Genomic DNA, 18837 nt, shown 5'->3' with positions numbered 1-18837 from the left:
CTCACCTGCCCGCCGCGGGGTGCCGGGTCCGGCGCGAGCGACGCGCGCCGGTGACCGCGGCCACGACGGCGCGCCATCCGACCACGAACACGGCGAGGACGATCGTCGCCACGATCACGAACGACAGCGGCAGGGGGTCGCCGGAGACGTCCCCCTGACCGGTCAGCACGCGGAGCAGCAGCCCGACGACGACCGTGGCCACCCAGACGACCACGCCCGTGGGCCACACCCGCATCGGCGCACGCCAGGCCCGGACGACGAGGAAGCCGACGAGCCACCCGGCGAGGAACGGGTACGCGGTCGTCCAGACGCCGGCGGCCGAGGTGGTCTCGCCGTGTGACGAACGCCCGATGGTCGCGAACGCGACGACCAGGACGACGTCGACGACCGCAGCGGTCCAGGTACGGGTGCGTGCGTGCATGCCGTCATCATCGCAGGCTGCGCAGCGGACCGGAGCCTGAACGTCCCGGTACGTCGAGTTCACCCGGTGGCGACGTCTCCGGCACCCGTCGTTCACCCGGGGTCGCCACACTCGACCACCGTGCGGGAACGTTCCCGCACCGCGCGTCACCGCACCGCACCGCACCGCACCCCAGACCCACCCGCGTCCCACGCGCCCCACCCCACCGCACCTCCCGACCCCACGAACCAGGAGACCCCCGACGTGAAGACACGAGCCGTGCACCCCCGGTCCCTCGCCGGCATCGCGATCGCCGCCACCGCAGCCGTCGCCCTGTCCGGCTGCGTCCAGAGCGCGAACGCCTCGAGCGCGGGCGACGACGCGAGCAACGGCACCACGAACCTCACCGTGTTCATCAGCGGCGACACCAACGTCCAGGCGCTCTGGGACGGGTCGCTCATCCCCGCGTTCGAGAAGGCCCACCCGAACGTCCACGTCTCGACGAGCATCGACCTGCACGGGCAGCACGACGCCCAGACCCAGGCCAACCTGACCACCGCGGTCAAGGCGGACAAGACCGTCGCGTACGACCTGGTCGACGCCGGCTGGGTCTCCACCGTCGGCAAGGCCGGGCTGCTGTCCACGGTCAGCGCCAGCGCGATCCCGAACCTGAAGAACGTCCCCGAGGCGACGAAGCGCCAGGGTGGCGACGCCGCGATCCCGTACCGGGCGTCGAGCGTCCTGCTCGCCTACGACACGAAGAAGGTCACCGACCCGCCGAAGACGCTCGACGACCTGCTGGCGTGGATCAAGCAGCACCCGGGCGAGTTCGCGTACAACTCCCCGGCGTCGGGCGGCTCGGGCGGCGCGTTCGTCATGACGGTGCTCGCGAAGTACCTGTCGGGGTCGGAGCAGGCGTCGATGCAGACCTCGTACGACAAGTCGCTCGAGTCGAAGTGGGACGAGGGATTCCAGACCCTCAAGGACCTGGGCCCGTCGATGTACCAGAAGGGCGTGTACCCGAACGGCAACGACCAGGTCCTGCAGCTCCTCGGCTCCGGGCAGATCGCCATGGCCCCGGTCTGGAGCGACCAGTTCATCACCGCGCAGAAGGCCGGCACGATCGGCAAGGACGTCGCCTTCACGCAGATCTCCGACCCGTCGTTCACCGGGAGCGCGAGCTTCCTCGGCATCCCGAAGACCGAGCCGGAGGCGAAGAAGCAGGCCGCGGAGGAACTCGCCGACTTCGTCCTGTCGTCGAAGGGGCAGCAGCTCGTCGCGAGCGCCGTCTCCGGCTACCCGGTGGTCCCGCTCGACTCGCTCCCGAAGTCGGTCGCCCAGCAGTTCGCCGACGCCGACCCGTCGACCCTCCGCCTCGGCTTCCAGAGCCAGTTCGCCGCCGACATGAACGCGGCGTGGGACGCGAAGGTCCCGCAGTGACGCAGGTGACCGACCGGGAGGCCCGTGGCGACTCCGCCACGGGCCTCCCGCCCGCCCCGTCGCCGGCTCCGTCGCCGGCACTGACCGGCCGCACCGGTCCGTCTCGGCCCTCGCGCCCGCAGCCCGGTCCGTCGCCGGAGGAGCGCCGCCGTCGGCGCCGCGCCGCCGGGACCGGGCTCGCGCTCGTCGCCGCCCCGGTGCTCGTCGTCGTGCTCTTCGTCGGCGTCCCCGTGGTGAACGCCGGACTGTTCTCGCTCGGCTCCACCGGCGGCCTCAACCAGGCGCTCGCCGACATCGGGCAGGACACCGTGCACGGGTTCTCGTTCGCGGTGTACGGCGCGCTGCTCGGCGACCCCGTCTTCCGCCGCGACCTGGTGGCGACGCTCGGCGTGACCGCGCTGTCGACCGGCCTGACGGTCGCGCTCGCGGTCGTCGTCGCGGTCGTGCTCCGGCTCCGCGGCGGTGTGGTCGGGTCGGCCCTCAGCGTCCTGGCGGTCGTGCCGATCTTCGTGCCGGTCGTCATCGCGAGCTGGTCGGTGCTGACCTTCACGGACGGCCAGGGGTTCGTCAGGAGCCTCGGCGCGCAGGTCGGCCTCGACCTGCCCGTGTGGGGATACACGCTGGTGGCGGTCGTCTTCGGCAGCGTCTGGACGAGCCTGCCGTTCGCGGTGCTCATGATCGCGGGTGCGCTGCAGGGCGTGCCCGACGCGCTCGTGGACGCGGCCCGGGACGCCGGCGCGGGGACGTGGCGGGTGGTCTGGCGGGTGCTCCTGCCGATGGCCGCGACCCCGCTCGTGATCGCGACGACCTTCACCGTGATCGGGGTCCTCGGGTCGTTCACGGTGCCGTACTTCACCGGCCCGAACGCCCCGTCGATGCTCGGCGTCGACATCGCGAAGTACTTCCAGGCCTACAACCGCCCGCAGCAGTCCACCGCGATGGCGTTCGTCGTGTTCGCCTTCGCCGCCGCGGCGAGCGTCTTCTACATCCGCTCCACCGTGCGGGCGAACGCACGGGAGCTCGCGACGAAGGGAACGGCACGATGACGCAGCACGGCGGGACGATCCGGCGCGCCACGGGGACCGCGCTCGTGTGGGCCACCGCGGCCGTGCTGGCGGTGTTCATCGCCGGCCCGCTCCTGTGGCTCGCGGCCCGCGCGTTCGCGACGAGCTGGACGTACCCGAACCTGCTGCCGGACGGGTGGACGCTGCACTGGTGGACCACCGTGTTCGACGACCCCGGGCTCGGCGTCGCGGTGCAGAACTCGCTCGTGCTCGCCCCGCTCACGGTGGCCATCGCGGCCGTGGTGTGCCTGCCGGCGGCGTGGGCGATCAGCCGGATCGACTTCCCGGGCCGGCGGGTGGTGCTCGTCGGGCTGTTCGCGACGAACGCGTTCCCGAAGATGGGCCTGTTCGTGACGATGTCCGCGATGTTCACCGCGCTCGACCTGATGAACACCGTCGCGGGGATCCTCATCGTGCACGTCCTCGGCTGCGTGGTGTTCATGACCTGGCTGCCCGCCGCCGCGTTCTCCGCCGTCCCGCGCTCCCTCGAGGAGGCCGCGCGTGACGCCGGCGCCGGTCGCTGGCGCACGTTCCTGACGGTCACGCTGCCGATCGCGTGGCCGGGGATCCTGGTCGCCGTCGTGATGTCGTTCCTCGCCTCGTTCGACGAGGCCCAGGGCACGTACCTCGTCGGCGCCCCGACCTACATGACCATGCCGACCGAGATGTACTCGCTCGTCCTGAACTCCCCGCGACAGGTCTCGGCGGTGTTCGCGATCGCGCTGAGCATCCCCTCCGTCCTGCTCATGACCCTGGCGCGGAAGCACATCATGGGCGGCCGTCTGGCGGACGGCTTCCAGATCCGATGACCGACACGACCACCCAGAAGGGCGACCAGATGACGGACGCACCCTTGCTCACGGACCGCGCCACGCGCCTCCCGGCCGGTTCTCCCGACCCAGCGGAGGACCGCAGCGCGTCCACCGGACTGTCGGTACACGGTCTGCGGAAGACCCTCGGCGGGCGCGACGTCGTCGCCGGCATCGACCTCGACGTCGCACCGGGCGAGCTCGTCTCGCTGCTCGGGCCCTCCGGATGCGGCAAGACGACCACGCTCCGGATGGTGGCGGGGTTCCTGACGGCCGACGCCGGCGTGGTGACCATGGGCGACCGGGACGTGACGACCCTCGGGCCGGAGCGCCGGCCGAGCGCGATGGTGTTCCAGAACTACGCGCTCTGGCCGCACATGACGGTCGCGCAGAACGTGGCGTTCCCGCTCCGCACCCGTCGCGTGCCGAAGGCACAGACGGCGGAGCGGGTGCGCGCCGCGCTCGAGCTCGTGGGGCTGACACACCACGCGACCTCGAAGCCGACCGCGATCTCGGGTGGCGAGCAGCAGCGCGTCGCGCTCGCGCGCGCGGTCGTGCAGGAGCCGGACGTGCTGCTCCTCGACGAGCCGCTGTCGAACCTCGACGCGAAGCTCCGCGTCGGCGTCCGTGACGAGATCCGGCGCATCCAGCAGCGCCTCGGCATCACGACCGTGATCGTCACGCACGACCAGGACGAGGCGCTGAGCATCTCGGACCGGATCGCGGTCATGCACGACGGGCGGATCGAGCAGATCGCGACGCCCGCGGCGCTCTACGCCCGGCCGGCCACGCTGTTCGTCGCCGGCTTCATCGGGTCCGCGAGCACGGTGGCGGGTCGGTTCCTGACCGGGACGCCCGCGACCGTCGGCGCGGACGACACGGTGCTCGTCCGACCGGAGCAGGTGACGCTCTGCGAGGACTCGCCGCTCCGCGCGACCGTCGCCCGTGTCCTGGCGCGCGGGCACTTCGCCGAGGTCGTGCTCGCCGCGGACGACGCCGAGCTCCGGGCGTACGTGACGGGGCCGCCACCCGCGGTCGGGAGCGAGACCGGCGTGCGGTTGGGCGAGGTCCTGGTCTACCGTGACGGCCTGCTCGCCGAGGTGGTCCGGTGACCGCCGCGCAGCGTGCGGCCGACGTGGTCGGGTCGGTCCCGTCTGCCGCGTCGGACGTCGTGGTCGGGTCCGCCGGGTCCGTAGCGGTGGCACCCCCCGGCACGGCCGGGAGGCACGGTGCCCGTCCGCCACGCCTCGTCGCCCACCGCGGTGCGCCGCGGGTCCGGCGCGAGAACACGCTGCCGGCGGTCGCCGTCGCGGCGGCGCTCGGCGCGGAGACGATCGAGGTCGACGTCCGACGCACGGCGGACGGCGTCGCGGTCCTGCTGCACGACGAGACCCTCGGCCGGATGTGGGGCGACGCCCGCCGGGTCGCGGACGTCGACTGGTGCGACGTCGCCCGGCTCGGCAACGGGATCGACCGCATCCCGCGGCTCGATGCCGTGCTCGAACGACTGGACGGCGAGTCCACCACGCTGCTCGTCGACCTGACCGACCCGGAGGACGCCGTCGTCGCCGCCCGCACGGTCGCCGGGCACGGTGGGGCGGTCCCCGTCGCCTGGTGCGGCTCGGTGCCGGCGATGGTCGCGGTGCGCTCGGTGCTCCCGGACGCCGACGTCTGGTTGGTGTGGGAGTCGCTGCTGCCGCCCACGCCCGAGGACCTCGACGAGCTCGCACCCTCCACGCTGAACCTGGAGCTCGCGTTCCTGACGCCCGACACCGTCACCACGGCGCACGCCCTCGGCCTGCAGGTCTCGGTGTGGACCGTCGACGAGGCCGAGCCGGCCGCCTGGGCCGCCGCGCAGGGCGTCGACTCGATCACCACGAACGACGTCGGCCTGGTCCGGGCGGCGATCGAGGCCGCCGCGCGCCGCGGGCCGGACGCCGGGGACCGCGAGCCGACCGAGACCGAGGTCGCCTCGCGGGCGCAGGCGCTCGCGCACCGGTTGGCGCACGAGGTGATCGCGTTCACGCGCGAGCACCCCGTCGGCGAGGTCACGACGAAGGCGCACGCCGCGGACCTCGTGACCGACGTCGACCGGATGGTCGAGCAGTTCGTCCGCTCCCGGGTCCGCAGCGCGTTCCCGACGCACGGCTTCACGGGCGAGGAGTACGGCGCGTCCCCCGGCGACCGCCACCGCTGGTACCTGGACCCCGTCGACGGCACGACGAACCTGGTCAACGGCGTGCCGTGGACCGCGATGTCGCTGTGCCTGGTCCGCGGCGGCCGTCCGCTCGTCGGCGTCGTCGCCGACCCCTGGCGCGGCGAGGTCCTCGAGGCCCGGCGGGGGCGCGGCGCGGTGCTCCGGGAGCGCCCGCTCCGGCTCGACGACGTCCCGCGCTCCCTCGCCGGAGCCGTCGTGGGCACCGAGCTGGACGGTCACCGGCCGTGGCCGGGCTTCGAGGCGTTCCTGCACGCCCTCGCCGACCGGTCGTGCACGCTGCGGGTCCAGGGCTCGGGCACGATGACGATCGCCCAGGTCGCCGCGGGTCGGGGCCTCGGGGGCTGCGTCGGTGCGTTCTCGCCGGTCGACCACGGTGCCGCGGTGCTGCTCGTGCACGAGGCCGGTGGCGTCGTGCTCACACGGGGTGGCCCCGTCGACGGGTTCCCGCCGGAGGGGGAGCCGTTCCTCGTCGCCCACCCGGGTGCCGCGGACGAGCTGCACGCGGTGTGGACGGCGGCGCTCGCCGCGGGATCTGCGGCGGGTCGGGGCCCGTCGAGCTGACCGGGCGGGGGCTCTCGGCCGACTCTGTGCGTGCGTACAGTCAGCGGTCGTCGCCGCTCCCTAGGGTGGCAGTCCACGGCACGTCCCGACCGGGCCGTCCCGCACCGAAGGAGCATCGCCATGGGATTCCTCGACCGTCTGCTCGGCCGTCCCGACCGGGACCGCCAGACGCCGGACCAGTGGGGGCAGCCGCAGGCCGGACAGCCGCAGTGGGGGCAGCCCCAGCAGCCCGCGCAGCAGCAGGGGTACCGGTACGGGCAGCAGTCGTACCAGGTCCCGCCGCAGCAGCCGGAGACCGGGGGAGCGGGCGGGACCGCCGAGGACGAGCGGGCCGTCGAACGGTACCGCTACCTCCTCCGCACGGCACCGCCGGAGCGCATCGAGGAGGTCCACGCCGAGGCGTTCGCCACCCTGTCGCCCGAGCAGCGCCGGATGGTCTACGACGAGTTCACCCGGTCGGCGCCCGCCGGCGAGGCCCCGCGCGGGGACGACCCCCGTTCCCTGGCCCAGGCGGCGACTCGGTCCGAGATCCGGCAGCCCGGGTTCATGGAGCGGTCGCTCGGTGGGATGGGCGGCGGTGCCGGCGCGATGGGCCAGCGCGGCGGTCCCTCGTTCGGGAGGATGATCGGTGCCTCGATCCTCGGCACGGTCGCCGGCTACGTCATCGGTTCGGCGATCATGAGCGCCTTCCTGCCGGACGCGGGATCGTTCGACGGCGGTACCGATGCTGCGGGTGACGGTGGTCCGGAGGACACTGGTGCCGAGAACGCGTCGTACGACGACGGTGGCGGCTCCGACTTCGGGGGCGGCGGCGGCTTCGACGACTTCGGTGGCGACATGGGCGGCGGATTCGACGTCTGACGCCGAGGCCACCGACCCTCCGACACCGAGCATGTCCGACGAAGGAGCGGCATGGCCATCATCGAGGCCTCCGGGCTGACCAAGACGTACCGCTCGAAGTCCGGCCCGGTGCACGCCCTGGCCGGGCTCGACCTGTCCGTGCCCGAGGGGACCGTGACGGCGCTCCTCGGCCCGAACGGCGCGGGCAAGACCACGACCGTCAAGGTGCTGACCACCCTGGTCACGCCCGACTCCGGCACCGCGACGATCGACGGCGTCGACGTCGTGGCCGATCCGCAGGCCACCCGGCGCTCGATCGGCGTGTCCGGGCAGTACGCGGCGGTCGACGAGAACCTGACCGGGTTCGAGAACCTCGAGATGATCGGCCGGCTCTACCACCTCGGTCGCCGGACGGCGCGGCAGCGGGCGCGGGAGCTCATCGAGGTGTTCGACCTGGCCGAGGCCGGGGACCGCCCCGTCAAGGGCTTCTCCGGCGGCATGCGACGGCGCATCGACCTCGCGGGTGCGCTCGTGATGAACCCGCGGGTGCTGTTCCTGGACGAGCCGACCACCGGCCTCGACCCGCGCAGCCGCCTGGCGCTCTGGGGCATCATCGAGGGTCTCGTGTCGGACGGCGCGACCGTGCTGCTCACCACGCAGTATCTGGAGGAGGCCGACCAGCTCGCCGACGACATCGCCGTGATCGACGACGGCACCGTGATCGCCGAGGGCACCGCCGACGAGCTCAAGGCCCAGGTCGGCGGCCACCGCGTGGTCGTCACGCTCGTCGACCCGGCCGACGCGGACGCGGTCTACACCGTGCTGCAGCGGTACGGGGTCGGCGCAGTCGAGACCTCCGGCGACCGCCGGACCTCGGGCATCGCGGTGGAGGCCGGTCCGGCCGCCCTCCAACGGGTGCTCGCCGACCTCGGCGCCGCCGGGATCGAGCTGCACGACGCGGGCATGCGGCGCCCGACCCTCGACGACGTGTTCCTCCGGCTCACCGGGCACGCCGCGACCGCGGACGAGGCGGCGGCGACCGGCGGGGCGGGGCCGGGACGATCCTCCCGGCGGGGTCGCGGTGACCACGGCGCGACGTCGGCCGACACGGCGGACCAGGCCTCGGAGCGTGTCCGGTGACCGCCGTCGGCACGGCGTCCGGACGCCAGCTGCCCGTCGTCGTCACGTCGCCCGTCGCGGTCTGGTTCGAGGACGGCTGGACCGTCACGAAGCGGAACCTCGTGAAGATCAAGCGGTCCCCGGACATGCTCGTGTTCGCGGTCCTGCAGCCGATCATGTTCGTGCTGCTCTTCAGCCAGGTCTACGGCGGCGCGATCCAGGTGCGGGGGACGGACTACACGCAGTTCCTGATGGCGGGGATCTTCGCCCAGACCGTCGTGTTCGGGGCGACGTTCTCCGGGTCCGCGATGGCGCAGGACCTGAAGGAGGGGCTGATCGACCGCTTCCGGACGCTGCCGATGTCGGCCTCGGCCGTGCTGGTCGGGCGGACGAACTCGGACCTCGTGCTCAACGGGATTTCGATGGTGATCATGATGGCCACCGGGCTCGCCGTGGGGTGGCGGGTGCAGTCCGCGCCGCACGAGTTCCTCGCCGGGGTCGGGCTGCTGCTGCTCTTCAGCTACGCGTTCAGCTGGGTGATGGCCCTGCTCGGGATGAGCGTGAAGACCCCGGAGGTCATCAACAACGCCTCGTTCATGATCCTGTTCCCGCTGACGTTCATCTCGAACGCGTTCGTGCCGAGCGAGACGATGCCGCTCGTCCTGCGCGTGTTCGCGGAGTGGAACCCGGTGTCGTCCCTCGTGCAGGCCGCGCGTGAGCTGTTCGGGAACGTCGGGACGGCGCCCGTGCCGGACGTCTGGACGATGCAGCACCCGGTGCTCACCGTGCTCGTCGGGATCGCCGTGATGCTCGCGGTCTTCGTGCCGTGGGCGGTGGACAAGTACACCCGGATCAGCGCGAAGTAGACCCGTGCTCCCGCGGACCACCGGGACCGCTTACCATCGTCTCTCGTGACAGCGACCGATGCCGAGCGCGCCGCCCAGCGCGACGCCACCGAGCAGGCCCCCGACCGGAGCACCAGGCTCCGGCGATGGATGCTGCACGGGGCTGACCAGGGGGCCTCGCACCAGGGACCGCACCAGGTCGAGGTCGAGAAGACGCACCCGTGGTGGCGGGTCATGTGCCTGACCGGCGTCGACTACTTCTCGACGCTCGGGTACCAGCCGGCCATCGCGGCCCTCGCCGCCGGGCTGCTGTCCCCGATCGCCACGATCGTGCTCGTCCTCGTGACCCTGTTCGGTGCGCTCCCGGTGTACCGTCGGGTCGCGCAGGACAGCTTCAAGGGTGCCGGCTCGATCATGATGCTCGAGAAGCTCCTGCCCTGGTGGGCGGGGAAGCTCTTCGTGCTCGTGCTGCTCGGCTTCGCGGTGACGGACTTCATGATCACCATGACGCTGTCGGCCGCCGACGCCACGGCGCACATCGCCGAGAACCCCTTCACGCCGCACTGGTTCACCGACATCCCGGTGCCCCTGACGCTCGCGCTCCTCCTGCTGCTCGGCGTCGTGTTCCTCCGCGGCTTCAAGGAGGCGATCGGCATCGCCGTCGGGCTCGTCGCCGTGTACCTGACGCTCAACGCCGTCGTCGTGGGGGTCGCGCTCTGGCACGTGTTCGAGCGTCCCGTCGTGGTCGACGACTGGTGGACCGGCCTCACCACGCAGCACAGCAACCCCCTCGTGATGATCGGCATCGCGCTCGTGGTGTTCCCGAAGCTCGCACTCGGCCTGTCCGGCTTCGAGACCGGCGTCGCGGTCATGCCGCAGGTCCGCGGCGACGCCGCCGACGGCACGAGCGCACGCCCCGAGGGCCGCATCCGGGGGACCCGTCGCCTGCTCACCACCGCGGCGATCATCATGAGCTCGTTCCTCATCACGTCGTCGATCGCGACGACGTTCCTCATCCCGCAGCGCGAGTTCCAGCCCGGCGGGCAGGCGAACGGCCGGGCCCTGGCGTTCCTGGCGCACGAGTACCTCGGCAACGTCTTCGGCTCGGTGTACGACTTCTCGACGGTCGCGATCCTGTGGTTCGCGGGTGCGAGCGCGATGGCGGGCCTGCTCAACCTGGTGCCCCGGTTCCTGCCCCGCTACGGGATGGCGCCGCAGTGGGCCCGTGCGACGCGTCCGCTCGTGATCATCTTCACGCTCATCGCCTTCGCCATCACGATCCTGTTCGAGGCCAACGTCGACGCCCAGGGCGGCGCGTACGCGACCGGAGTCCTCGTGCTCATCACGAGCGCCGCCTTCGCGGTGACGCTGTCCGCGCGCCGGAAGCAGCAGCGGAAGCGCGTGGTGGCCTTCGGGGTCATCACCGTCGTGTTCGTCTACACGACCGTCGCGAACATCATCGAACGGCCGGACGGCGTCCGGATCGCCGCGGTGTTCATCGTCGCGATCGTGGTCGTCTCGCTGGTCTCCCGTGTCCGCCGCTCGTTCGAGCTGCGGGCGTCCTCGATCGAGCTCGACGCCGTCGCCCGGCAGTTCATCGAGGCCGACGCCGACCAGTTCAGCGCCGTGTGCATCATCGCGAACGAGCCGGGTGCCGGCACCGCTGCCGCCTACCAGGCGAAGGGGCGCGAGGAACGACGCGACTCCGGCATCCCCGCCCGCGTGCCGACGATGTTCCTCGAGGTGCTCCCCGCCGACTCGTCGGACTTCGAGGAGGACCTGCTCGTCGAGGGCCACGTCGTGCACGGGCACCGCGTGCTCAAGGTTCGCTCTGGCAACGTGCCGAACACGATCGCGTCGACGCTGCTCGCGATCCGGGACATCGCCGGGGTCGTGCCGGGCATCTACTTCGAGTGGAACGAGGGCAACCCGATCCGGAACGCGATCCGGTTCGTCTTCACCGGCGTCGGCGACGTCGCCCCGGTCACGCGAGAGGTGCTCCGAGAAGCCGAACCGGACGTGAACCGGCGGCCGACCGTCCACGTGTCGTGACCGACGGGGCGGTCGTGCACCGCGCCTCCCGGCCGCTCGGCGGGTCCGTGGCGGTGCTCGTCGCCGCCACGGTGTGGGGCACGACCGGCACCGCGACGCACTTCGCCCCCGGGGTCCCGGCGTTCGTGTTCGGGGCCGTCACGTTCGGACTCGGCGGGCTCCTGCTCGCCGCGACGACCGGTCGCCCGGCGGTCCGTGCCCTGGGTCGGGCGGGGACCCGCGGCTGGGTGCTGCTCGGCGCCGCGTCGCTCGTCGTCTACGCGGTGGCCTTCTACGCCGCGCTCGCCGACGCGGGGGTCGCGCTCGGCACCACGGTCGCGATCGGGTCCTCGCCGGTCTTCGCCGGTCTGGTCGAGTGGGTCGCCGACGGTCGGCGGGCGAGCGGCCGCTGGGTCGTGGCGACCCTGGTGAGCGTCGCCGGCATGGTGCTCGTGACGCTCGCGCGCTCCGAGGCCGCTGGCTCCGGGGCGCTGCCGGTGGGGCTCGGGAGTGCGCTGCTCGCCGGGCTGACCTACGCGACGTACTCGTGGGCGGTCGCGCGCGGGATGCACGCGGCCACGCGGACCGTGCCCGTGCCGGTCCCTGCGCCGGAGCCGGCGCGCGGACCGGGCGTCGGTGACGCGCGCGGCGTCCTGGGCGCGGTGTTCGGGCTCGCGGCGCTGCCGCTGGTCGTCCTCGCCCTGGTCGCCGGTCGGGACGCGCTCGTGCTCGGGGTGAACTGGCCGGTGTTCCTCTACCTGGCGCTCGTGCCGACGGTGCTCGGGCACTCCCTGTACGCCGTCGGACTCCGGAGCGTCAGTGCCTCGGCCGCGACGCTGCTGTCCCTGTTCGAGCCGGTCGTCGCCGCGGTGCTCGCCGTGCTCGTCGTCGGGGAACACCTCGGCGGAGCCGGCTGGACGGGCGTCGCCCTCGTGGTCGGCGGCCTGGCGCTGCTCGCGCTGCCGGGTGGACGCCCGGCAGCGCGGGAGCGATCGGTCCGGGTCAGTTCCCGGTGATCTGGTCGCGCACCTTGCGCCGGAGCACCTTGCCGATCATCGAGCGCGGCAGGTCCTCGACCACGACGATCCGTCGCGGCACCTTGTAGGCCGCGAGCTGGTCGAGGGACCACGCGCGGAGCGCCTCGGCGTCGAACGTCCCCGGGTCCTTCGGCACGACGGCCGCGACGACCTGCTCGTTGCCGCCCTGCGTGATGCCGACGACCGCGACCTCGCGCACGCTCGGGTGCTTGAGCAGTGCGTCCTCGACCTCGGACGGGGACACGTTGAACCCGCCGGTGATGATGAGTTCCTTGAGCCGGTCGACGATGCTGACGAAGCCGTCGGCGTCGATCGACACCACGTCACCGGTGCGGAACCAGCCGTCCGGGGTGAAGACCTCGTCGGTCGCCTCGGCCTTGCCCCAGTACCCGCGGAACACCTGCGGGCCCTTCACCTGGAGCTCGCCGGCCTCGCCCGTGCCGAGCACCTTCGTCGGGTCGTCCGGGTCGACCACACGCGCCTCGGTCGACGAGAGCGGGAGGCCGATCGCGCCGAGTCGCCGCTCCGGGGAGACCGGGTTCGCCATCAGCACGGGGGAGCACTCGGACAGGCCGTAGCCCTCGACGAGGTACCCGCCGGTGTGGGCCTCCCACGGCTCGACGACGTCCTGCGACAGCGGCATCGCGCCGGAGATGCCGATCTCGATGCCCTGCAGCGACACCTTCGCCGAGTCGGCGGCGTGCTGCAGGCGGGTGTAGATCGGCGGCACGGCGGGCAGGAACGTCGGCGGGTGCTTCTTCATCGCCTTGAGGACGAGGGCCGGGTCGAACGCCGGGAAGAGCACCAGGCGCGAGGCCATGCTCATCGCGAAGGTCAGGCAGAGCGTCAGGCCGTAGGCGTGGAACATCGGCAGCACCGCGTACACGGTGTTGTCGCCGCGGCGGATCTGCGGCACCCACGCGCGTGACTGCGCGGCGTTCGCGAGCAGGTTCCGGTGGCTGAGCACCGCGCCCTTCGGCACCCCGGTGGTGCCGGACGTGTACTGGATGAGCGCGACGTCGCTCGTCGCCGGACGCGGGTGCCGCTTCGACAGCTTCCGCGTCGACACCAGGTCGTCCCACTTCGTCGTGCCGCGCACGCTCGTGGTCAGCTTCGCGCGGGACTCCCGCGCCTTCGCGACCGGCAGCGCCAGGGCGAGGCGCGTCGTGCGGGGCATCGCACGGGTCAGGTCGACCGAGACGATCGCGTCCACCGCGACGTCGGCGGGGAAGTCCTGCAGCGTGGCGACCGACTTGTCCCACGCGATCGCGACCTTCGCGCCGTGGTCCTCGAACTGGTGCCGGAGCTCGCGGGCCGTGTAGAGCGGGTTGTGCTCGACGACGATCGCACCGAGCCGGAGCACCGCGTAGAAGGCCACCACGTGCTGCGGGCAGTTCGGCAGCACGATGGCCACCCGGTCGCCGGCCGTCACGCCGAGCTTCCGCAGTCCGTTCGCGGCGCGCAGGATCTGCTCCTGCAGGTCCGCGTAGGTGGTGGTCCGGCCGAAGAACTCGAGCGCCACCTTCCCCGGGAACCGTGCCGCGGAGTGCTCCACGATGTCGGCGAGGGAGCCCGTGGGCTCCTCGATGTCGTGCGGGACCCCCGGGGCGTACGAGGCAAGCCAGGGACGAGGCGTGTCGATGCTCACCCGGCCAACCTACCGGCGGGGTGCTGCCGACGGTCAGTGCTGACTGTCAGGGGCGCGACGGACGATGGGTGCATGCCTTCCGTGTCCGACGCGTTCCGCACCCGCCTCAACGACACCTTCACCAACGGCGCCACCGAACGACCGGAGTGGATCGACGCCCTCGAGCAGGGCTCCGACGCCGGGTTCTTCGGACCGGGCTCCGCCACCTGGGCGGTGCACGGCGGCAACCACACCGTGCTCGCGGGCGTCCGCGCGCTCCTCGTGCAGGCGCTGCACCCCGGTGCGCTCGCCGGCGTCGCCGACCACTCCCGCTACCGCGAGGACCCGTTCGGACGGCTCGCCGGCACCATCCGCTGGATCTACACGGTCTCGCACGGCGACACGGAACAGGCCACGCACGCCAGCCAGTGGGTGCGGAAGCTGCACGAGCGGGTGGTCGGGGAGTACGTCGACGGCCACGGGGTCACCCGGCCGTACGCCGCGAACGACCCGGACCTGGCCCGCTGGGTGCACCTCGCGTTCACCGACGCGTTCCTCTGCAGCGCGCAGGTCTGGGGAGCGCCGATCCCCGGCGGGGCCGATGCCTACGTCCGCGAGTGGGCGATCGCCGGACGCCTGATGGGCGTCGACGACGCGCCCGAGTCCGAGTCCGAGCTCCGCGCGCAGATGAACGGGTACCTCGACCGCGGCGAGCTCAAGGCCGACGCCCGCACCCACGACGTGGTCCGGTTCATCAAGGACCCGCCGCTCGCGCGGCTGCTGCGTCCCGGTTACCGCGCGCTCTTCGACGGGGCGGTCCTGTCGCTCGACCCGCGGCACCGCTCGATGCTCGGCCTGCGGACGCCGGCCGTCGGCCCGGTGGCCCTGCCCGTCCGTCAGGTCGCGGGCGTGGTGCTCGACGGGATCGGCGCGGTGCTCGGGAACACCCCCGGATCGGAGCGCGCGGCGCTCGTCCGCATCGCCCGCCTGCAGGGCGCGTCCGACGCGACCGACTGACGGACAGGAGGCACGGTGCCAGCCGGCACCGTGCCTCCTGTCCGTCCCCCGGTGCGTCAGAAACCGGACGGCACCCGCGGCGTGTAGGCGGACTCGAGTCGCGACACCTCGTCCGGGGTGAGCTCGATCGCGGTCGCGGCGACCGCGTCGTCGATGTGGTGCTCCTTGGTCGCGCCGATGATCGGTGCGCTGACCGCGGGCTTCCCGGCGACCCACGCGAGGGCGATCTGCGCCATGCTCGCGCCGCGCGCCTCGGCGACCTGCTGCACCGCGTCGACGATCGCGCGGTTCGCGGCCTCGTCCTGCCGGTAGAGCGTCTTGCCGAACTCGTCGGTGTCCGCGCGGCTGCCGGAGCCCTGCGCGTCCCAGGGGCGGGTGACGCGTCCGCGGGCGAGCGGGCTCCACGGGATCACGCCGACGCCCGTCGCCTGCGCGAACGGGTGCATCTCGCGCTCCTCCTCGCGCTCGAGCAGGTTGTACTGGTCCTGCATGCTGACGAACCTCGTCCAGCCGTGGCGCTCCGCGACGTGCTGCATCTGCGCGAACTGCCACGTCCACATGCTGCTCGCGCCGAGGTAGCGCGCCTTCCCGGCCTTGACGACGTCGTGCAGTGCCTCCATCGTCTCCTCGATCGGCGTGTGCGGGTCGAAGCGGTGGATCTGGTACAGGTCCACGTAGTCCGTGCCGAGGCGGGTGAGCGAGGCGTCGATCTCGTGCATGATCGCGGCGCGGGACAGCCCGGCGCCGTTCGGGCCGGGGCGCATGCGGTTGAAGACCTTGGTGAAGACCTGGACCTCCTCACGCGGGGCGATCTCCTTGAGGAGCGTGCCGGTGATCTCCTCGCTCGAGCCCGCGGAGTACACGTTGGCGGTGTCGAACGCGGTGATGCCGGCTTCGTACGCGCGACGGACGAAGGGCCTGGCGTCGTCGATGTCGACGCTCCACGGGTGCGCGCCCTGGTCCGGTCGGCCGTACGACATCATGCCGAGGACGACCCCGCTGATCTCCAGGCCGGAGGCTCCGAGGCGCGTGGTCGGCACACGGGTGCTCGGGGTCGTGTCCGTGTCCGTGGCCGAGCGGGCGGTATGTGCTGCGTTCTGGTCGGGCTGGTCGCTCGTTCCGCCCGCTCGGCGCGAACGGGCGGAATCTGCTGCGTCCAGGTCGTCGTGGTCGTTCGTTTCGCCCGCTCGACTCGACCGGGCGGAAGCTGCATCGCTCATGCGTTCACCCTGGCATCGCGCCCTGTGACGGCGAGCAGGCGGACCTGCAGCGGAGCGTCGTCGTCGACGTCGACCGGGGCGGCGTAGAGGCCGGTCGCGGCGAGGTCCTCGATCTGCGGCTCGAAGTACTCCCACACTGCGCGGACGAGATCCTCGGGGAGCGTCTCGTTCGACCCGGTCGCCCGTGCCAGGTCCCAGGTGTGGATGGCGATGTCGCTGGTCTGTTCGGTGAGGTACTGCCGCGCGCTCACGACGTCGGTGCTCAGGTGCACGGGGACGTCAGCGGGCGAGTTCCGCCAGGCCTCGGTCGCGTCCGCCGCGTACTTCGCCCACTCGGCGGGCAGATCGGCGCCGATCGGCTCGAGGTCGGCCTCGGCCTGCGCGTAGTCGCACCCGGTCAGGAGCTTCGGGATCCACCGCTGCTCGTCGATCACGTGGGCGACGAGGTCCCGGGTGGTCCACTCGGAGTCGGGGGTGGGGGCGTCCCAGTCGGTGACGGCGTCGACGCGGCGGCCGAACTCGGCTGCTGCGAGGGCCTGCAGCGCGATCCAGTCGGTGGCCATGATGGTGCTCCTGTTCGTCGGGACGGGTCGTCGGTGGTCGACGTCTGTCCGGTCCTGGTGGAACGGCAGGCGCGAGCGGGCGATTCCCGTCGTTCATCGGTCACGGTACGCCGGGGCGGGCGGGCGAGATGGGGTCTGGCGAGCGGATGGGTTCGGGCGAACGGGCGGAATCGGCGGGGTTGGTGGTCGCTGCGGCGCACATCTCGCCCGCTCGCGCTCGGCTGCTCGTGTTCGCGCCCGACGACGCCGATGCCGACGGACACGCCAGGCCAGGCAGGCACCAGTGGCCGGGAACGCCGAACGGCCCGGCTCCGTGGGGGAGGAGCCGGGCCGTTCGCCGGGTACTGCAGGTGTTCGGTGCCCTGGTCAGCCGCTGAGCGTCACGCGGACGAGCTGCAGCCGGACGGGGTCGAGGGTGCTCAGGCCGCCTGGAGGACGAACTGCACGTCGAGGTTGATGGTGACGTCGTTGCCGAGCGTGAAGCCACCGGCCTCGAGCGCAGCGTTCCAGTTCACGCCGAACTCGGTGCGGTCGATCTTGGTCGTCGCCTCGGCACCGAGCTTGACCTGGCCGTAGCCGTCGGTCGTGACGCCGCCGAACTCGGTCTTCAGGGTGACGTTCTTGGTCACGCCACGGAGCGAGAGCTCGCCGTCGATCAGCATGTCGTCGCCGTCCTCGCGGATGCCGGTCGACTTGAAGGTCATCTGCGGGTGCTCCTCGGCGAGGAAGAAGTCGCCGGTCGCGAGGTGCTGGTCGCGCTGCTGCTGCTTGGTGTTGACGCTGGCGACGTCGATCGAGGCCTCGAGCGTCGAGTCGAGGGGGTTCTCGGCCGTGACGAGCGTGGCGTCGAAGCGCTCGAACGAGCCCTTGACCTTGCTGATCGCGAGGTGGCGGACGGAGAAGGTGACCTCGGAGTGCGTGGGGTCGATCTTCCAGGTACCGGTCTGGTAGCCGGGGATGGCGGAGGCGGTGAGCGTCATGGTGACTCCTTCGAAGCGATGGTCTGCGGTTCCCGAACAGCACACACTTTTACATGCGCCTGCATCGAACCCGATGGTAGCCCATTCTGCACCCGTTTGGTTGAAGCGTCAACCAATGTTCACGAGACAGACGTGAGCCGATGCCACGGACGTGAGTCGTGCCTCCCGTCCGAACCCGTCCGCAGGAGGCGAGCCACCCGCCGGACGAACTCGTCGACCAGCGGGCCGACGTCGTCGGCGGTCGCTCGTACCAGCCACCAGTCGACGTCCTTCAGGCGTTCTCCGCGGGTGAGGTCCTTCCGGAAGGTGCGGGCGTCGGTGCGGTGCAGATCGCTCTCGTACTCGATGGCGACGCGTGCGTCCGGGTAGGCGAGGTCGACACACGCGACCCAGCGGCCGTGCTCGACGACGTCGTGGTTCCGGAGCGGTTCTGGGAGCCCTCGCCGGACGAGTGCGAGTCGGAGGCGGGTCTCGCCGGGGCTCCGCGACCCGACCCGGACGAGTTCGAGGGCTGCCCTCGCGCGCCGGGTGCCCCGCGCGCCGCGGTGTCTGCGCAGGGCTCGCCGGAGCTCGTCGACGGTGCACCAGTTCAGCCAGCCGACCAGTGCGTCGCCGACGACGACGAGCTCGTCAACCGTCAGGGCGGTGGCGAGCATCACGAAGGTGTCCTCGGGAGCGACGAGGGCGGCGGCGCCCGAGTACACCACTCGGATGCGCCCCTGCATGGTGCGGTGGCCGATCGTCCCGCGAACCCGCAGTGCCTGGTCCGTCCCGATGGTCGTGACGTGCACGCGTCGGTCGCGTTCGAGCCGCACGGGCAGCGGGACGCCCAGCAAGTGGGCGGCGGTCGCGTGGCTGAACGCCTGATCGCGGCGCAGTCGTGGTGCGACGGCGCGTGCGAGCTCGTCGTGCGAGCGGGGTGCTGTCCAACTCCGCGTCCCGTGGAACGGTCGGACGAGGCGGCGGGAGCGCAGGACGGCTTGCGAGACGCCGCGGTGCAGGGCCTCCCGGACGCGGAACGGCCGCGTCCGGAGGCTGTGGGGGAAGTGCGCTGCGAAGACCATGC

Annotated in this window: 17 protein-coding genes; 11 read left to right on the top strand and 6 right to left on the bottom strand. The window is 72.2% G+C overall.

Features of this window, described 5'->3' with window-relative positions; genetic code table 11:
• Position 1: 1 nt before the first annotated feature.
• On the bottom strand, positions 2 to 421 hold the full coding sequence (locus tag HUN58_RS07165) for a DUF3054 domain-containing protein (RefSeq protein ID WP_114849003.1): 420 nt from the start codon (positions 419 to 421) through the stop codon (positions 2 to 4).
• A gap of 243 nt (positions 422 to 664) precedes the next feature.
• On the opposite strand from HUN58_RS07165, the gene HUN58_RS07160 reads away from it, so the two are divergent.
• The 10 genes from HUN58_RS07160 to HUN58_RS07115 all read left to right on the top strand — a co-directional run bounded on the left by HUN58_RS07160 (position 665) and on the right by HUN58_RS07115 (position 12343).
• On the top strand, positions 665 to 1840 hold the full coding sequence (locus HUN58_RS07160) for an extracellular solute-binding protein (protein WP_229666742.1): 1176 nt from the start codon (positions 665 to 667) through the stop codon (positions 1838 to 1840).
• Positions 1837 to 2886, top strand: a complete 1050-nt coding sequence (locus tag HUN58_RS07155) for an ABC transporter permease (RefSeq protein ID WP_254631638.1) — start codon at positions 1837 to 1839, stop codon at positions 2884 to 2886. Before HUN58_RS07160 ends, HUN58_RS07155 begins: the two co-directional genes overlap by 4 nt.
• Positions 2883 to 3713, top strand: a complete 831-nt coding sequence (locus tag HUN58_RS07150; protein WP_114849005.1) for an ABC transporter permease — start codon at positions 2883 to 2885, stop codon at positions 3711 to 3713. The genes HUN58_RS07155 and HUN58_RS07150 overlap by 4 nt, the downstream gene beginning before the upstream one ends.
• Positions 3710 to 4825 carry an ABC transporter ATP-binding protein gene (locus HUN58_RS07145; RefSeq protein WP_141860646.1) on the top strand — a complete coding sequence of 372 codons (1116 nt, stop codon included), beginning with the start codon at positions 3710 to 3712 and terminating at the stop codon, positions 4823 to 4825. The genes HUN58_RS07150 and HUN58_RS07145 overlap by 4 nt, the downstream gene beginning before the upstream one ends.
• Positions 4822 to 6492, top strand: coding sequence for an inositol monophosphatase family protein (locus HUN58_RS07140; protein ID WP_208745448.1), 1671 nt, complete (start codon positions 4822 to 4824; stop codon positions 6490 to 6492). Before HUN58_RS07145 ends, HUN58_RS07140 begins: the two co-directional genes overlap by 4 nt.
• 120 nt (positions 6493 to 6612) lie before the next feature.
• Positions 6613 to 7353, top strand: a complete 741-nt coding sequence (locus HUN58_RS07135) for a hypothetical protein (RefSeq protein WP_180225546.1) — start codon at positions 6613 to 6615, stop codon at positions 7351 to 7353.
• Between the two features lie 51 nt (positions 7354 to 7404).
• Entirely contained in the window at positions 7405 to 8472 is a 1068-nt protein-coding gene (locus HUN58_RS07130) for an ATP-binding cassette domain-containing protein (protein WP_208745447.1), read from the top strand.
• The gene (locus HUN58_RS07125; protein ID WP_217483555.1) at positions 8469 to 9317 is read left to right on the top strand and encodes an ABC transporter permease; all 849 of its coding nucleotides are present in this window, start codon (positions 8469 to 8471) and stop codon (positions 9315 to 9317) included. The genes HUN58_RS07130 and HUN58_RS07125 overlap by 4 nt, the downstream gene beginning before the upstream one ends.
• A 129-nt stretch (positions 9318 to 9446) precedes the next feature.
• The gene (locus HUN58_RS07120) at positions 9447 to 11348 is read left to right on the top strand and encodes an amino acid transporter (protein WP_241490242.1); all 1902 of its coding nucleotides are present in this window, start codon (positions 9447 to 9449) and stop codon (positions 11346 to 11348) included.
• Positions 11345 to 12343, top strand: a complete 999-nt coding sequence (locus HUN58_RS07115) for a DMT family transporter (protein ID WP_180225544.1) — start codon at positions 11345 to 11347, stop codon at positions 12341 to 12343. Before HUN58_RS07120 ends, HUN58_RS07115 begins: the two co-directional genes overlap by 4 nt.
• On the opposite strand, the gene HUN58_RS07110 is transcribed toward HUN58_RS07115, so the two are convergent.
• The gene (locus HUN58_RS07110) at positions 12330 to 14012 is read right to left on the bottom strand and encodes a long-chain-fatty-acid--CoA ligase (RefSeq protein ID WP_208745446.1); all 1683 of its coding nucleotides are present in this window, start codon (positions 14010 to 14012) and stop codon (positions 12330 to 12332) included. The genes HUN58_RS07115 and HUN58_RS07110 overlap by 14 nt on opposite strands.
• Positions 14013 to 14084: 72 nt before the next feature.
• Between HUN58_RS07110 and HUN58_RS07105 the strand changes: the two genes are divergently transcribed.
• Positions 14085 to 15008: an oxygenase MpaB family protein gene (locus HUN58_RS07105; RefSeq protein WP_180225543.1), complete on the top strand. Its 924-nt coding sequence runs from the start codon at positions 14085 to 14087 to the stop codon at positions 15006 to 15008.
• 56 nt (positions 15009 to 15064) lie between these two features.
• Here the strand turns inward: HUN58_RS07105 and HUN58_RS07100 are convergent, their stop codons facing one another.
• The 4 genes from HUN58_RS07100 to HUN58_RS07085 form a co-directional block, all read right to left on the bottom strand.
• Entirely contained in the window at positions 15065 to 16048 is a 984-nt protein-coding gene (locus HUN58_RS07100) for an aldo/keto reductase (protein ID WP_302694870.1), read from the bottom strand.
• Between the two features lie 176 nt (positions 16049 to 16224).
• On the bottom strand, positions 16225 to 16791 hold the full coding sequence (locus HUN58_RS07095) for a TIGR03086 family metal-binding protein (RefSeq protein WP_114849013.1): 567 nt from the start codon (positions 16789 to 16791) through the stop codon (positions 16225 to 16227).
• Positions 16792 to 17210: 419 nt separating this feature from the next.
• Entirely contained in the window at positions 17211 to 17771 is a 561-nt protein-coding gene (locus HUN58_RS07090; RefSeq protein ID WP_058743086.1) for a YceI family protein, read from the bottom strand.
• 119 nt (positions 17772 to 17890) lie between these two features.
• Positions 17891 to 18835, bottom strand: a complete 945-nt coding sequence (locus tag HUN58_RS07085; protein WP_180225542.1) for a hypothetical protein — start codon at positions 18833 to 18835, stop codon at positions 17891 to 17893.
• Positions 18836 to 18837 lie beyond the last annotated feature (2 nt).

This window comes from Curtobacterium sp. Csp1 (genome assembly GCF_013347185.1).
The sequence above is the reverse complement of the archived record's forward strand: the minus strand, read 5'-3'. Positions and strand labels throughout refer to the sequence as shown.

Coding starts and splice junctions, on each gene's coding strand:
- HUN58_RS07085 (WP_180225542.1), bottom strand. CDS start 18,835: ATGGTCTTCGCAGCGCACTTCCCCCACAGCCTCCGGACGCGGCCGTTC.
- HUN58_RS07090 (WP_058743086.1), bottom strand. CDS start 17,771: ATGACGCTCACCGCCTCCGCCATCCCCGGCTACCAGACCGGTACCTGG.
- HUN58_RS07145 (WP_141860646.1), top strand. CDS start 3,710: ATGACCGACACGACCACCCAGAAGGGCGACCAGATGACGGACGCACCC.
- HUN58_RS07165 (WP_114849003.1), bottom strand. CDS start 421: ATGCACGCACGCACCCGTACCTGGACCGCTGCGGTCGTCGACGTCGTC.
- HUN58_RS07130 (WP_208745447.1), top strand. CDS start 7,405: ATGGCCATCATCGAGGCCTCCGGGCTGACCAAGACGTACCGCTCGAAG.
- HUN58_RS07095 (WP_114849013.1), bottom strand. CDS start 16,791: ATGGCCACCGACTGGATCGCGCTGCAGGCCCTCGCAGCAGCCGAGTTC.
- HUN58_RS07105 (WP_180225543.1), top strand. CDS start 14,085: ATGCCTTCCGTGTCCGACGCGTTCCGCACCCGCCTCAACGACACCTTC.
- HUN58_RS07135 (WP_180225546.1), top strand. CDS start 6,613: ATGGGATTCCTCGACCGTCTGCTCGGCCGTCCCGACCGGGACCGCCAG.
- HUN58_RS07120 (WP_241490242.1), top strand. CDS start 9,447: ATGCTGCACGGGGCTGACCAGGGGGCCTCGCACCAGGGACCGCACCAG.
- HUN58_RS07150 (WP_114849005.1), top strand. CDS start 2,883: ATGACGCAGCACGGCGGGACGATCCGGCGCGCCACGGGGACCGCGCTC.